The organism is Enterococcus sp. AZ194 (genome assembly GCF_051713825.1).
In the GTDB taxonomy this organism is placed as follows: domain Bacteria; phylum Bacillota; class Bacilli; order Lactobacillales; family Enterococcaceae; genus Enterococcus_K.
This window is the reverse complement of record NZ_JBIOQR010000001.1, coordinates 1,591,257-1,605,982: the sequence shown is the minus strand read 5'-3', so window position 1 is coordinate 1,605,982 and position 14,726 is coordinate 1,591,257. Positions and strand designations below refer to the sequence as shown.

The 14,726-nt window shown below is 38.3% G+C and carries 15 protein-coding genes; 3 read left to right on the top strand and 12 right to left on the bottom strand.

Going from position 1 to position 14,726, the window contains the following annotated elements:
- The first annotated feature begins 7 nt into the window (after positions 1-7).
- A complete protein-coding gene (locus IGI37_RS07495; RefSeq protein ID WP_438760977.1) occupies positions 8-1,159 on the top strand; it encodes a pyridoxal phosphate-dependent aminotransferase in 1,152 nt (383 codons plus the stop codon).
- A 121-nt stretch (positions 1,160-1,280) separates the two neighbouring features.
- Entirely contained in the window at positions 1,281-1,763 is a 483-nt protein-coding gene (locus IGI37_RS07490) for a hypothetical protein (RefSeq protein ID WP_438760976.1), read from the top strand.
- 106 nt (positions 1,764-1,869) lie between these two features.
- Here IGI37_RS07490 and IGI37_RS07485 read toward each other — a convergent pair whose 3' ends face one another.
- The 7 genes from IGI37_RS07485 to IGI37_RS07455 form a co-directional block, all read right to left on the bottom strand.
- Entirely contained in the window at positions 1,870-2,550 is a 681-nt protein-coding gene (locus IGI37_RS07485; protein ID WP_438760975.1) for a Bax inhibitor-1/YccA family protein, read from the bottom strand.
- Complete coding sequence (locus IGI37_RS07480) at positions 2,543-3,025, bottom strand: MaoC family dehydratase (protein ID WP_438760974.1); 483 nt, start codon at positions 3,023-3,025, stop codon at positions 2,543-2,545. The genes IGI37_RS07485 and IGI37_RS07480 overlap by 8 nt, the downstream gene beginning before the upstream one ends.
- Positions 3,026-3,862: 837 nt before the next feature.
- Positions 3,863-4,432, bottom strand: a complete 570-nt coding sequence (locus IGI37_RS07475) for an IS3 family transposase (RefSeq protein ID WP_438763614.1) — start codon at positions 4,430-4,432, stop codon at positions 3,863-3,865.
- A 9-nt stretch (positions 4,433-4,441) separates the two neighbouring features.
- Positions 4,442-4,771 (bottom strand): IS3 family transposase, encoded by a 330-nt coding sequence (locus tag IGI37_RS07470; protein ID WP_438760973.1) that lies wholly within the window; start codon positions 4,769-4,771, stop codon positions 4,442-4,444.
- Complete coding sequence (locus IGI37_RS07465; RefSeq protein WP_438760972.1) at positions 4,762-5,445, bottom strand: helix-turn-helix domain-containing protein; 684 nt, start codon at positions 5,443-5,445, stop codon at positions 4,762-4,764. The genes IGI37_RS07470 and IGI37_RS07465 overlap by 10 nt, the downstream gene beginning before the upstream one ends.
- Positions 5,446-5,552: 107 nt before the next feature.
- Positions 5,553-6,887, bottom strand: a complete 1,335-nt coding sequence (gene murC, locus IGI37_RS07460; RefSeq protein ID WP_438760971.1) for a UDP-N-acetylmuramate--L-alanine ligase — start codon at positions 6,885-6,887, stop codon at positions 5,553-5,555.
- Between the two features lie 184 nt (positions 6,888-7,071).
- On the bottom strand, positions 7,072-7,806 hold the full coding sequence (locus tag IGI37_RS07455) for a YdcF family protein (protein ID WP_438760970.1): 735 nt from the start codon (positions 7,804-7,806) through the stop codon (positions 7,072-7,074).
- A gap of 144 nt (positions 7,807-7,950) precedes the next feature.
- On the opposite strand from IGI37_RS07455, the gene IGI37_RS07450 reads away from it, so the two are divergent.
- Entirely contained in the window at positions 7,951-9,279 is a 1,329-nt protein-coding gene (locus IGI37_RS07450; protein ID WP_438759476.1) for an ISL3 family transposase, read from the top strand.
- 161 nt (positions 9,280-9,440) lie between these two features.
- Here IGI37_RS07450 and IGI37_RS07445 read toward each other — a convergent pair whose 3' ends face one another.
- The 5 genes from IGI37_RS07445 to IGI37_RS07425 form a co-directional block, all read right to left on the bottom strand.
- Positions 9,441-9,911, bottom strand: a complete 471-nt coding sequence (locus IGI37_RS07445) for a SprT family protein (RefSeq protein WP_438760969.1) — start codon at positions 9,909-9,911, stop codon at positions 9,441-9,443.
- Complete coding sequence (locus tag IGI37_RS07440; RefSeq protein ID WP_438760968.1) at positions 9,908-12,094, bottom strand: Tex family protein; 2,187 nt, start codon at positions 12,092-12,094, stop codon at positions 9,908-9,910. The genes IGI37_RS07445 and IGI37_RS07440 overlap by 4 nt, the downstream gene beginning before the upstream one ends.
- Before the next feature lie 157 nt (positions 12,095-12,251).
- Positions 12,252-12,989: a metallophosphoesterase gene (locus IGI37_RS07435; RefSeq protein WP_438760967.1), complete on the bottom strand. Its 738-nt coding sequence runs from the start codon at positions 12,987-12,989 to the stop codon at positions 12,252-12,254.
- 134 nt (positions 12,990-13,123) lie between these two features.
- Positions 13,124-14,080, bottom strand: a complete 957-nt coding sequence (trhO, locus tag IGI37_RS07430) for an oxygen-dependent tRNA uridine(34) hydroxylase TrhO (protein WP_438760966.1) — start codon at positions 14,078-14,080, stop codon at positions 13,124-13,126.
- A gap of 254 nt (positions 14,081-14,334) precedes the next feature.
- The gene (locus tag IGI37_RS07425) at positions 14,335-14,706 is read right to left on the bottom strand and encodes a VOC family protein (protein WP_438760965.1); all 372 of its coding nucleotides are present in this window, start codon (positions 14,704-14,706) and stop codon (positions 14,335-14,337) included.
- Between the last annotated feature and the right edge of the window lie 20 nt (positions 14,707-14,726).

Sequence of the window (14,726 nt, the reverse complement as noted above, 5' to 3'; positions counted from 1 at the left end):
GGTTATGATGAATAAATTTTCAATTGCCAAACGACACCAACAACCAGCTGAAAATCTTCTGATGGAGATTGCGACAAAAGCAAAAGCCCTACCCGATTTGTTAGATTTATCGATTGGGGACCCCGATTTAATTACTGATGAAACAATCATCAATCAAGCGTTTGAAGATGCCAAAAACGGCTTCACTCATTATACAGCGTCTGATGGAAGTCAGACATTTATACAAACAGTCGTTGATTTTTATCAAAAGAAATATAACTTATCCTTTAAGCCAAATCAAGTCCGAGCAACAGTCGGCGCGTTACACGGAATGTATCTTGCCTTACAAGTCCTTTTAGATCCAGGTGATGAAGTGATTATTCATGAACCCTACTTCTCTCCTTACAAAGATCAAGTTCTTTTTGCAGGTGGGACCCCTGTCTTCATTCCAACGTATGAAGAAGATGACTTCCAAATTAATTTGGATGTGCTGAAAGCCGCAATTACAGATAAAACAAAGGCGATTATCATCAACTCGCCCAATAATCCAACTGGGGCGGTCTTTTCTGCTGAAACCTTCAAAGCGATTGCTGAGTTAGCGATTGAAAACAATTTTTATATTTTATCAGATGAAGTCTATGAAGCCTTTAGTTTTTATGAAGATTTTGTTCCCATGGCAACCTTTGCACCTGAAAATACCATTACCTTCAGTAGCTTTTCTAAAGCCTTCGCGATGACTGGTTGGCGAATTGGCTACATGATTGCGCCTGACTATATTAATGATATCGCTAAGCTGATTAATGAAAGTTTAACCTACTCTGCCCCAACGATTTCGCAACAAGCAGGCATTTATGGCCTGACTCATTACGACACGCTTGTTCCACCTGTTGTCGCGGTCTTTAAAGAACGTCTTGAGTATGTAGGTAAACGAGTGGAAGCCATTGACTTTCTTTCATTACACCCAATCAAAGGAAGCATGTACGCGTTTATTAATATTGAAAAAACGAATCTTGATTCAGTCAGCTTCGTTGAAAAAGTTCTGGAAGAAACGAATGTCTTGATGATTCCAGGCAAAGCGTTTGGTGAAACGACAGGAGATAACTATATCCGTCTTGCTGCCACACAAAATATTGACGTGTTAAAAGAAGCCTTTGACCGAATAGAAAAATTACAATTTTGATAGAGAAGCTCATCTATCCCAAATGATAGGATAGATAGGCTTCTTCTTATGGAAATTTAAATATCGCTTGTTATATGACGAAGTCAAGAGATTCAAATTGATTGAATATGGAGGATTACGTGTGAAAAAAATTATTCTATTCTGTCTGTTTTTTCTGTCCCTAAGCGGCTGCGCAACCACGAAAAATGAGGCAACAAAAGACACAACTACTTCATTTTCTATGTTAGCTGAGAACAATCATGAGGTAGAAATTAGCCTATTAGAAAAAAATTCCAAGGAACGCCTAGCTGAGTTCAGAAATACTAGTGAGCAATCTTTTTTTATCGATTTAAATGAGATTCGTGAAGAAATTCTGACAGAGGATGGCTGGAAGGATTCGTTTGAACTTTCCCAAGAAGTAAAAAGTAAAGCAGCTCTTTTTATGCGATTTGATATTCCTGCTCAGGCCGTTGTCTCTCTTCCTATTGTACTAGAAAACCTGAGAACAGCCTCTACCTACCGACTAACTTATAAGCTGTATTTTAGCGATGAGAGCCTTTCTGAACAGACACCAGAACAATCTGATACCTACATAGAAAAAAGTCTAACATTTAAAACTAAATAATCTAGGAGTGGCTGTTCATGCCTCCTTTGTAAGTGAATAGAAAAAAGCTATGGTTATGACTGCTTAGACGAGCAATCCAAAACCATAGCTTTTAAAAATTTACGATTTAGTCACGACCAAAAATTCTTAAAAATGCTAAGAACAAGTTAATGAAATCAAGATATAGCTGCAAAGCCATGAAGACAGCTACCCCATTATTTGCTTGACCATTTGTTTGGTTATAAATAGTTCTGATATTTTGATTATCATAAGCTGTAATCCCGGCAAAAATAATTACCATAAGAATAGAGATAAAATAATCAACTGGTTGGCTGTGTAACATCAATGAATTTAATAGAATCGCCAAAATAATCCCGATTAAAGCACTATAACCGGCTCTACCGATGCCACTTAAATCCTTCTTTGTAAACATTCCCACGGCTGACATACCTAAAAACATTCCTGCAGAAGTAATAAAGGCTGCTGTGATTTTACCTGGAGTATACATTTCTAAAGTGACAGCCAATGTTAACCCATTAATAACTGAGTAGGCAATGAAGCCACCAATTGCTAGGCTTGGATTTTTTTGCGCCTTCATTCCCAAAACGAAAACTAAGGCAATTTCAACAATCCAAAGACCCATAAAACCTAATGGAAAGCCATTAATAAAGCCAGCTACCTGTGGCCTAAAGACGGTCAATGAAAGATAAGAAATAAGCGCGCTAATTCCAACCCCCATTGCTAAAAATGCATATATTTTTGAATAAAATTTATTCAATCCTTGGACTTGTACTGATTGATTATTCATGTGAATCCTCCTTTGTTTCTGCCAGCTCAGCTTCAACCATACTTGGTGGCTGAACCATAACGACTGCATCTAAAACGCGATGATTCTCGGTATTCTCTGCCTCGACAGACAGAGTCACAACATCTTTCATCTTATCCACTTTGATGACTTCAAATTGGAAAGTTAGTGTCTCATAGTGATAAATTGGTTCAATAAAATTCACTGAAAAATTAACCACATGTGAGCCAGGTCCTGGCAGATGTTTTGAAATCGCACTTGTGATAATTCCCATAAGCATCACAGACGGTACGATAGGCTGTTCATACTCTGTTTCTCTTGCATAATCATGTTGAATGTATAAGGGATTCGCATCGTTTGTTAATCCTAAATACAGCAACAGCTGATGATCTTCAATTGATTCGGTTAAGGATAACGAATCGCCTTCCTCTATCTCATCAATTGATTTGCCAACTTTTCTCGGCTTACCTATGTTCAAATTAGAACCCTCCATTTTTTATACCTTTACAAAGACAATTGTACCAAAAACCGCTAAAAAGGCAAGTTTGGAAACTGAATAAGTCGAAAACACCCATCAAATAGTTCGTTTTGTCTTACTCAAATCGTAAAAATTTGAGTGTCATAGAAAAAGAAGGTTGGGACAGAAGTGTTTAACTCCGAGAATCGGGTAGGTACTGTGCAACATCAACTCATACTTCGGTGTGTTTTACAGCACCGATTAGGTACTGTGCAACATCAACTCATGCTTCGTTGTGTTTTACAGCAATAAGAACCTTCAACTCTAGCATGTCTCATGCGTAGAAGTTGTTGAGAGCGGAACAACGTCCTTCAATTCTTAAGGTGTTTCACCTTTAGAGATTGATGAGATCGGAGTCTTTTTGCGCAGTGCAGACCTTCAACTCTAGCATGTCTCATGCATAGAAGTTGTTGAGAGCGGAACAACGTCCTTCAATTCTTAAGGTGTTCCACCTTTAGAGATTGATGAGATCGGAGTCTTTTTGCGCAGTGCAGACCTTCAACTCTAGCATGTCTCATGCATAGAAGTTGTTGAGAGCGGAACAACGTGCAGATGGAGTTGCTTCTGTACCCACCATTTATTCGGATAAAAAGAGGTTGGGACATAGCTTGTAGAGTTATGGTGTGCTCCCCGTCAAGTGGACAGTGAAAAATAATAAAATTTTTATCAATTGTCTGTCATTTTTTTGGCAGACTTTTTTGATTTCTATTTCTAAGACTAGTCGCGCTACCGGTTAACTTGCCTGTCCGTCTCACAAGTGAAACGAAGCCCATTTCGCTTATGAGACGACCAGGATGATTAAGCCACCTCCAGATAGTGTTGATGATAAGCCATTGGTGTCATAACAGATAATTTACGCTGTAATCTTCTGTTGTTGTAGTAATCTATATAATCAGAAATCATAGATACTAGGCTTTCACGGTTGGTGAACTTCCGCCCGTAATACGTTTCTCGTTTCATCATGCCCCAGAATCCTTCCATTGGTCCATTATCAATACAATGGGCTACCCGAGACATACTCTGTTTCATTTCCGCATTTTTTAATCGATTACAGAACTGTCTGCTTGTATATTGAAATCCTCGATCACTATGCATCAAGGGGTGTACATTTGACTCTAGCTTAACTGCCTGATCAAATGTGTTTATAACCAATGGATTATCGTTTCGGTCACTAATCACGAAGGAGACGATGCGGCGATCATACAAATCAAGAATAGCGCTAAGATAGACTTTTTGTATGTCCATACCAACGTAATACTTAAATTCAGAAACATCAGTCAACCATTTTTCATTTGGCCTGTCCGAATGAAAGTTACGATTCAAATAGTTTTTTGCCATATGGTAAGGATGTTTACTTCTTCGAGTTATACTATTTGCCTAATGTTTGATAGTCGATTGAATGCCTAACGTTCGACAGAGGCGTAAGAAACGTTTGTCATTAAATTTGTGATGGTACAGTGTATTCACTTCATCGGCAATTCTGCGATAGCCCATATCTGGATGCTTGTCATATGTTTTCCTTATTTCTTGCGTGAGCTCGGTGTTTAGAAATTCCCCTGGACTGATTGGATGCTTCAGCCACTCATAATAAGAAGAACGAGAAACATGCAAGAAATGACACATTGGCTGAATTGGATAATGTTTCTCTTCGTGTAAGCTTTTGATAGCTTCATACTCAAATAAGTGTCGGGTAAAGCTTATTCCCACTTCCTTTCTAACTCCCTTACTTTTTTTAACAAGTCATTTTCCATTTGAAGTTGTCGGTTTTTACTTTCTGATTGTGCGAGACGGTTTCGTAATTCTTCTTCCGGTGTTCGACTAGGTTGTGTGCCAATCCGGCGACCTCTGCGATCTTCTAATCCAGCAGCACCTTTCTCCTCATATCTTTTGACCCAATTTCTCACTTGTTGATAAGAAACTTGGTATTTCAAAGCCATTGCACCATAATTTTTGTTTTGTGTTAGACAGTCTAAGACGATGGTTAAACGTTCTTCTGTCGAGGTTTCTCTTGCTTTTCTCATGTAACTTCCACCACTTTCTGATTTGAAGGTTCCATGAGTATTATACACCTTTACCCATTTTTTTAGTTGGCTACTACTTCTAAGTTTGTATGTTTTGGCTAATTCCTCGTAACTTCCTTTTCCATTGAGATAATCTATGGTGGCGGATAATTTTAACTCTACTGAATAGTGCCTATTCTTGGGCGCAGTCAATAGGGCTGTTACTCCATCATTTTCATAAAGTCTCAACCATCTGACAATGGTTGGCAAAGAAACATTTCCTTCTCTCGCTGCCTCTGAAAGACTTAGTTCATTGTTTAGACAGCTTTCTACTAGTTTCACACGCTCTTCTACTTTTAGCTTCATCACTCTTTTAGTCATAATAAATGCCCCCATACTGGACTTGTTATGTTTCAGTGTCCTGTATAGGGGTAGCATATCATTATATCCCAGCCTCTTTATTTATTCTAGATTTTTAGCCAAAACTCTTATAGAACGTTTCTTGTTGTATTACTCAATAATTTTTCATACGCCTGTTCAAACTTTTGAACATCGCCAGCACCCATAAAAATCATTACAGCATTTTCATAGTTTAGTAGCGGAGAAACGTTATCTTCTTTGATGACCTGGCCACCCTTTTGGATTTTTTCGCCAAGGTCTTCAATTTTGACATCCCCTTTTACTTCACGAGCTGATCCAAAAATATCACATAAATAGACATGGTCTGCCAAATCTAATGCTTCAGCAAATTCATCCATCAACGCAATGGTCCGTGTAAAGGTATGCGGTTGGAAAACAGCAATTATTTTTTTGTCAGGATATTTTTGACGTGCGCCATCGATTGTTGCTTTGATTTCTGCTGGATGATGTGCATAGTCATCAACCACAGTCATATCTGCAACTTTTTTCTCTGTAAAGCGGCGTTTCACACCAGAGAAGCTCAACATTTCTTTGGCAACTTCAGCCATATCTAGTTTTTCAAAATAAGCGACCGCAATTACACCTAACGCGTTCATAATATTATGCTGACCATAAGCTGGCAACACAAAATGACCGACAAAGTCTTCTTTATGGTAGACATCGAATGCTGAACCAGTTGTTGTTCTTTCGATGTTTCGTGCTTGAATATCATCATTTTCATTGACGCCGTAATAGTAAATTGGCACATCTGCCTCTAATTTACGAAGGTAAGGATCATCGCCAAATGCAAAAATACCTTTTTTGACTTGAGCTGCCATCGTTTGGAATGCTGAAAAGACATCATCAATACTTTCGTAATAATCAGGATGGTCAAAGTCAATGTTTGTCATAATCGCATAGTCTGGTGAATAAGCTAAGAAATGACGACGATATTCACATGCTTCAAATGAGAAAAACTCAGCATTGGGGTCACCGTGACCTGTGCCATCACCAATTAGATAGCTAGTTGGTCTTATACCACTCAACACGTGAGATAAAAGTCCGGTTGTACTCGTTTTCCCATGAGAGCCAGTCACCGCTATACTGGTATATGATTGAATGAACTGCCCAATAAAATCGTGATAACGAATCACATCAAGACCCATTTCTTTCGCACGAATTAATTCTTCGTGTGTGTCAGGAAAGGCATTACCGGCAATCACAACCATGCCTTCTTTAATATTATCTGCATCGAAAGGCAGAATCGTAATCTGCGCTTTTTCTAAATCTCTTTGTGTGAAAAAGTATTCGGTCACGTCAGATCCTTGAACCTGATACCCTTTTTCGAATAATACAAGTGCAAGTGAGCTCATACCAGAACCCTTAATACCTACAAAATGATACAACTTGTCTTGATTTTTCATTAGAAATCCTCTTCTCTTATTATATAAAACGTCTGTTTTTTGAATTTTAGTTGTTATTACATGCTCACCATTATCATATAAAATGAAAAAAATTTCAATCATAAATCATCGACTTCTTATTTTAATTTTTAAGATTCTCTAAAATTAAACAGGAAACAAGCTGTTTTAGCGTATGTAAATAACACTATTTTTTTCTAAAGAAGACGTCTGGATTTTCATTATTGATCAAATCTTTAAAAATAGATTGGACCGCTTTGGGCATTCTAATGTCGTTCATAAAATTTTTACCTTTTGACCCATAACCTTCCGTTGTATCTTGCATTCTAGAAAGTTCACCTAAAACAAGTGCTTTGAAATAGTGCACTGACCAGCTGTGTCTTAACTCCTTTTGTTCAAAGAGAAGTGGGGAAACCTGGGTAACGATCGGTACAAGAGGGACATAATTTTCAAACTCAGTGGCTGTTTCTTGCCACTCCTTCTCGAAGGTTGCACGAGTTCGGCGTTGGAGAATGGGATCATTCATAAGAAAAACGCGTGTTGGCTGAGTTTCTTGAAGCATCTGAAAAGTGAAACGTGCATTCTCTCCACAATTTGTCGAGGTCGTTTCAAGAAGTAACTGTGCATCACTAATCGCAAAATTATCTTGTAAGTAAACAGCATTCATCTCAGCTTCACTCAGTCTTTTAGAAAACTGATAGCCTAGGTGGCGATAGTTATTACGCAGTTTTTCAGTTGCGTGTCCGACTCCACCAGATAAAAGAATCGTTTGAACTTTCCCTAAGGTGAGTAGTCGACCAGCTTCTTGCGTCAAATAAGGTAGACAATTGCCAGCTAAAATCAGGATTTCAGCTTCAGATGAAGGTTCTTGTTTTTCAGCTAAGTATCGTAACAGATAGTTCCACTTCTCTTTTTCATTCATAGGAAATCCCTCCTTTAAACGGCTCTATAATATTTGGTGTTGTTACTCAAAAAATGAGTAGGAACTCCAAATTTTTTTATAACAAAAAGCATTTGGTTCCTCTATAATTAAGTCGCCTAAACAAAATATAGAAGGAGAAACCAAATGCCTATAACTAAGATTAACAGAAAAAAACAGGAAAAGACAAGTGAATTGATAAAAAAATTATTAAATATAAAAGATCCAAACCTTTACTTTGTAGAGGACCCCTTATCTAAAGAAACGATCTCCGGCAAGCTATCCAACGTCTTTACCGGTGTACTTACTTATACACCTTCTTGTTGCCCTGCTTGCGGCTCTGTCAATGAAGGACACTGTATTATTCGTCATGCGTATTATGAGAGTCTTATTCAGCTCATTCCGTATCAAGAGGTTCCTACCTACTTACGGTTATTTAAGCAGCGCTTCCGTTGTAAACAATGTACCGCCACTTTTTCTGCCCAGACGACCTATGTTCAGGAAAATTGTTACATTTCGAACCCATTGAAATTCGCTATTGCCATTGATTTGAAGCGGAAAATTTCAATGAAAGATATTGGCGAACGCTATTTTGTCTCTTTTAAAACGGTTGAACGAGTTCTAGACTCTTTTCATAGAGAACCCCGTTTTAACCCTCATTACTTGCCAGCTCATTTATTGATTGACGAGTTTAAAGGAACGAAAGATTGTGAAGGAGCCATGTGTTTTATTGTCAGTGACGCAGATACAGGACAAATTTTTGACATTTTAAGCGACCGAAGAAACTTCAAGCTACGTGCGTATTTTCAGCGTTTTACGCTAAAGGCACGAAAGAAAGTCACCCATATTGTCATGGACATGAATGCTTCTTATAGTAGCTTTGTAAAAGATGTATTTCCTTACGCCAAAATTTCGATTGATCGATTTCATGTGATTCAACAACTGAGTAGAGCTTTTAATAAACAACGAATTCAAACAATGAATCAACTAAAAAAAAGTGATGCCCTTGCCCAAAAGGACTATCGCAAGTTAAAAAAATATTGGCGGACTCTTTTAAAGAAACATAAAAATATCAACTACAGTGCGCTCAAGCAGTTTCCCCTCTTTCAAAAGAGATATGTAACAGAATCAGAGGTTTTGGACCATCTCCTAACCGTGGATTCTGACCTCAGAGAAAGCTATGAAATTTATCAAGAACTCTTAGAAACCTTTGAAACTAAGGATTATGAGGGCTTCTTTACTTGTATCGACCAACTTCCTGCGCAATTGAATAAAGGATTCAAGAAAGCCATTCTCTACCTGCGAAAGCATCGAAAAGCCATTTGTAATGCCTTGATGTACAGCTATTCTAACGGGAAACTAGAAGGAAAAAACAACCTAATCAAAGTAATCAAACGTATTGCCTTTGGATTCCGAACATTTCGCCATCTACGCCTGCGGATTCTAGTCCAACAAGGTCTCTGTGAACTCATTTAAAAAACAAAAAGAGAACACCAAAAGTGTTCTCAATTCTGTGACTTATTTTTAAAACAACACCATTTGACAAAGTGCCCTTTAAACTCAAAAGGAAACATCCTCAAATGACAGAATGCTTCCTATTATATATGACGATTCTTTCGGTCTTTATAAAAACTTTTTCAATCAACCACTTTTTGAAGGGCTAAGGACTGTTCGGCAATCCATTTCAGCTTCCCTCGACATCTACCACAACCAAACTTACGTGTATTGATTTTTTTACGACGTTTAATCTGTGTTCCGCAACTTTGGCATTCATAGACTTGATAAAGAACATCCGTTAAAGGTGGCGCATATCGTGAACTGCCAGTGTCTTTTAAAAGTTTTTTGAAATCAGGGTCTTTATGCTGATAGCCTCTGCCTTCCAAATGTAAATGATAGTGGCATAGTTCATGTTTGATGACCGCGATTAGTTCCTTTTTCCCATACAACTCTAGCACACGTGGATTAAAATCAAGCGAGTGATCGTGCAGATGATAACGTCCACCCGTTGTTTTTAGTCTTCGGTTAAAGGTCGCAATGTGTCGAAAAGGTTTCTTAAAATAGGTACGCGAAACCTCTTCAACTAACTGTTGTAATTCCTGTTGGGTCATTGCTCTTTATAAGGAGACAACATGGTCAAACTAATTCGACCTTTGTTACTGTCCACCTGCTCAACCCAAACCGTTACAACATCGCCAACTGCTACGACGTCTGTCGGATGCTTAACATACTTAGCGCTAAGTTTGGAAATATGGACTAAACCATCTTGTTTGACTCCTATATCAACAAAGGCGCCAAAATCAATGACGTTTCTGACCGTCCCTTCTAATTCCATACCAGGTTTCAAATCCTCCATTGAAAGAACATCTTTTCTTAATAGTGGTGCGGCCATTTCATCACGCATATCTCGTCCAGGCTGAACTAAACCTGAGATAATATCCGTTAATGTTTCTTTTCCAACCGCCAATTGTTCTGCAATTTTTGAAGTGTTTAGTTTCAGTAAGCTTTCTTTTGCTTCATCCGTGCCCAACTCTTTTTCTTTTAAATTGGCTAGAGTCAAAATTTCTTTAGCAATTGCATAACTTTCTGGATGAATTCCTGTGTTATCCAAAATATTTTTGCCATCTGGAATTCGTAAGAAACCAATCGCTTGTTCGTAAGCTTTTGGTCCTAAGCGAGGGACTTTCTTTAATTGATTTCGAGCGGTAAAGGCGCCGTTTTCTTCTCGATACGTCACAATATTTTGGGCAGTAGTCTTGTTTAATCCTGAAACATGTTGCAACAATTGTGGGCTAGCTGTATTGGCATTTACACCAACTTGGTTAACCGCTGTTTCAACCACAAAGTCTAATTGTTCAGCTAAACGTTTTTGAGAAACGTCATGTTGATATTGACCAACACCGACTGCTTTTGGATCAATTTTTACAAGCTCGGCTAATGGATCTTGTAGACGACGTGCGATACTTACCGCACTTCTTTCTTCTACTTGAAGATGTGGAAATTCGGTTCGAGCAATGTCACTAGCAGAATAAACAGATGCCCCTGCTTCGTTAACAATGACATAAAAGGCTTCTTGGGTGACTTGTTTTAATTGTTCTGCCACAAATAATTCTGACTCTCGGCTAGCTGTTCCGTTACCAATTGCGACCATTTCGACTTTATAGGTTTCGATTAGTCTACGAAATGCAGGTGCAGCCGCAGCTCGTTTTTCACCTGAAGCTGGTTTGTGCGGATAAATTACTTCAATCGCTAAAACTTTTCCAGTTTCATCGACGATAGCTAGTTTACAGCCTGTACGATAAGCTGGGTCAAATCCTAACACCACTTTGCCTTTTAAAGGGGATTGTAGTAATAGATTTCGTAAGTTTTCACCAAATATAGCAATCGCTTGTTCATCGGCTTTCTCTGTTAATTCATTACGAAGCTCTCGCTCGATTGCAGGGCCAATAAATCGTTTATAACTATCCTGATAGGCTTCACGAATAAAAGGAGTAGCATTTGATGTCGCATCTTTGACCAATTGCCTATCTAGATAAGTCAAAACCTTGTCTTCTTCAATAGAAAGGGAGACTTTTAAGATGTCTTCTTTTTCCCCTCTATTTGTTGCCAGGATTCGGTGGGAAACCATTTTGTGGATAGGCTCGGAAAACTCGTAATACATCTCATAAACGGATTTTTCATCTTTTTCTTTATCTTTGACTGTACTAGTGTAAAGCCCTTTGTTATAAGTTAAAGAACGAATCCAAGCTCTAAATTTCGCTTCATCGCTAACTTGTTCCGCTATAATTTCATGCGCCCCTTGAAGGACTTCTTCAGCAGAATTGACTTCTTTTTCTTCATTAACATAGTTTTGTGCTTGGGCATAGACATCTGCATCTTTAGGGAAAGTAAGTAACCACAAAGCAAATGGTTCTAAACCATTCTCTTTGGCAATGGTTGCTTTTGTTCGACGCTTTTGTTTGTAAGGTCGGTACAAATCCTCCACTTGTTGCATTTTGGTTGATTTAGTGATAGCTGCAGACAATTCATCTGTCAATTTTCCTTGTTCATCAATCAAACGAAGGACTTCTTCTTTTCGTTTTTCTAAATTTTCTAAATAAGCATACCGCTCTTCAATTTGTCGAATTTGGACTTCATCTAAGCTATCCGTCATTTCTTTACGGTAGCGTGCGATAAAAGGAACCGTGTTTCCTTCACTTAATAACGTTAAAACGGTGGTTAGTTGTTTTGGACGAAATTCAGAAAGCTCATTTTGAACAAGCTTAATAATTTCTTGATTTAAATTTTCTGCCATAATTTTCCCTCACTTTACAATACATACTTGCTTATTTTACCACAAATTTTTTTGCCATGCAGATGAAAAAGTAAGCCTTCGCTAAGGCCTGTAGCGCACACGAAGACTTACTTCTTAGAGTCGGCTTTCCAATGGCCCCTTTTTTATCATGAAGGATTTAATTATACGTCGGTTGCCAAGGTCCCTTCCTATTTTGATATTCAATATCCTGAACGATTCCTTGTTCGTCAAAAATGACTCCGTGAACAGAACCTCCAAAAACAGCGCCCCCATCAATTCCTATTTTATGATCAGATACCCACAAATCGGTTGTCTGCATATCGCCATGGAGCATTGGGGTGATTGTATGACCAAAAACGATGGTCTTTCCAGTATTATTTTTCCCTTTATGAAAGGGCTCACGAATCCATAAAAAATCATGCGGGCTCGTGTTGTGCCAATCTTTTTTCGACAAATCCACGCCAGCGTGAACAAAGAGGTAGTTTTTCCATTCAAAATATAACGGTCGCTCGACAAGAAAGTCAATCAGCTCACGATACCGACTGCGAATCATCATTGAAATCTCTGTTGGGGAATATTCTTCTGTCGCCCCTTGGTGCAAAAAACTATCAATCGTTTCTTTACCACCATTTCGAAAATAAGCAGTTGCCCAATCCTCTGGAGAAACCAAAAACTCAAGGAAATATTCCTCATGATTGCCTCTTAAATAAATCGCGCCATACTCTTTGGCCAGCTGCATGCCCATTAACATGGCATCTTTGGAACGAACGCCACGGTCATTTAAATCCCCAATTAACACAAGCTGATGAAGTTCGGGATCAAAATAGTCAATCAGATGTTTAAACAAGTCATATTCACCGTGAATATCACTAATGGTATAGACATAAGGTTTCATAAAACTTCCCCTCCTACCTCTTCACTATACGTCAACTGTTTTAAAGAAATCAAGAAAAAACATCAGATAAAGGAACGACTGCAAAGGACAAAAAAAGCTGAACCTAAGTTGGCCCAGCCTTGTTATACGGCTCTCTATTTCATAGTTACTGTATCTTTTAAAGCTTTTAGACGGCTCCGTTTTTCTTCTTCAGAAATTCCGTGAGCTTGTGTATAACGATTATGCGGATGCGCACTACATTCGTAAGAACAACCACCTAAATGTTTGGCTTCATTTTCTTCAGAACATAGAATTTGGCGATTACATTCTGGATTCGAACAATTCACGTAGCGTTCGCATGGTGTTTGATCAAACCAATCACGACCGATGATTTGTTTATCTACGGAATTAATTTCTACGCTGATTCGTTCATCAAAAACATACATTTTTCCATCCCAAAGCTCACCTTGTGTGGCGGGGTCTTTTCCGTAAGCTGTAATTCCACCATGAAGTTGGGCAACATCCTTAAAGCCTTCTCGAACAAGCCAACCAGAGAATTTTTCACAACGAATGCCTCCTGTACAGTAAGTAACTACTCGTTTATCCATAAACTGTTCTTTGTTGTCACGAATCCACTGAGGTAATTCTCGGAAGCTACGAATATCCGGACGCACCGCTCCTCTGAAATGTCCTAAATCATATTCATAATCATTTCTAGCATCGATGACAACTGTATCCTCATCAAGAATCGCTTCTTTAAATGCTTCTGGCTCCAAGTATTGGCCCGTCAATTCATGAGGATCGATATCATCTTCCAATTTTAAAGAAACAAGCTCAGGTCGTGGTCGAACAAACATTTTCTTAAACGCATGACCGTGGCTTTGATCCATTTTAAAGTAGGTATCAGAAAATCGGGGATCATTGTGCATCATTTCCATATATTTTTCTGTATGTTCAATCGTACCAGATAAGGTGCCGTTAATCCCTTCGTTTGCCACAAGAATACGACCTTTCAAATCCAAGCTTTTACAAAACGCCAAGTGTTCTTTTGCAAAGGCTTCTGGGTCCTCAATTGTCGTATAATTATAGTAAAGTAGTACTCGATAATCCATAAATTTTCTCTCCTTTAATCAATATCTCCTTAATTATAGGAAAGTCCTTTTGAGAAAACCATGTATTAGCTTGTGTATTCCAGTACAAAAAACTTCTTAATCGCTAGTTTCGGTGGACTAATCCTTCAGAGCAAACCTGTTTTGAACCAGCAAACAAATAAAACCCACTGTTACCAAAATAAAGAACAGACGTTTTTCATTTGTAGAAAAACATCTGTTCATTCCATTATTTGTGAAGAGCTACATTTGTTTGATTATTTTCCTGAAACGGCAAAATAGTTCCCATCGTTATCAGAGAAGTTAAAGACCATTTCCTCACCAAGCTTGACTAAGTCACCCATTACGACTCCTTGTTCTTGCAGTCGTTTATACAAAGCGACGATATCGTCACTAGCAAACATGATAGATGGTGAATTCAAAGCCACCTCAGGAGAATGCGTTTCGATAAACTTTCTATCATATAGAACAAACCGACTCTCAGCCGATTCCGACAAGCCAATCTCAACAATTAAGGTGCCTTCCATTTCTTGTCTTTCAAACTCATAAAAGCCTAAAGATTTCCAAAATTCAGCCGAGCCTTCTACATCATCGACATAAAGCATAATTTTTATTTGATTTGTAAACATACCTTCACTCCTAATTAAAA

What these genes read in the sequence shown, in the direction of transcription:
- IGI37_RS07495 (WP_438760977.1), top strand. Translation starts at nt 8, where the DNA reads ATGAATAAATTTTCAATTGCCAAACGACACCAACAACCAGCTGAAAAT.
- IGI37_RS07485 (WP_438760975.1), bottom strand. Translation starts at nt 2,550, where the DNA reads ATGAATAATCAATCAGTACAAGTCCAAGGATTGAATAAATTTTATTCA.
- IGI37_RS07465 (WP_438760972.1), bottom strand. Translation starts at nt 5,445, where the DNA reads ATGACTAAAAGAGTGATGAAGCTAAAAGTAGAAGAGCGTGTGAAACTA.
- murC (WP_438760971.1), bottom strand. Translation starts at nt 6,887, where the DNA reads ATGAAAAATCAAGACAAGTTGTATCATTTTGTAGGTATTAAGGGTTCT.
- IGI37_RS07455 (WP_438760970.1), bottom strand. Translation starts at nt 7,806, where the DNA reads ATGAATGAAAAAGAGAAGTGGAACTATCTGTTACGATACTTAGCTGAA.
- IGI37_RS07450 (WP_438759476.1), top strand. Translation starts at nt 7,951, where the DNA reads ATGCCTATAACTAAGATTAACAGAAAAAAACAGGAAAAGACAAGTGAA.
- IGI37_RS07445 (WP_438760969.1), bottom strand. Translation starts at nt 9,911, where the DNA reads ATGACCCAACAGGAATTACAACAGTTAGTTGAAGAGGTTTCGCGTACC.
- IGI37_RS07440 (WP_438760968.1), bottom strand. Translation starts at nt 12,094, where the DNA reads ATGGCAGAAAATTTAAATCAAGAAATTATTAAGCTTGTTCAAAATGAG.
- IGI37_RS07435 (WP_438760967.1), bottom strand. Translation starts at nt 12,989, where the DNA reads ATGAAACCTTATGTCTATACCATTAGTGATATTCACGGTGAATATGAC.
- trhO (WP_438760966.1), bottom strand. Translation starts at nt 14,080, where the DNA reads ATGGATTATCGAGTACTACTTTACTATAATTATACGACAATTGAGGAC.
- IGI37_RS07425 (WP_438760965.1), bottom strand. Translation starts at nt 14,706, where the DNA reads ATGTTTACAAATCAAATAAAAATTATGCTTTATGTCGATGATGTAGAA.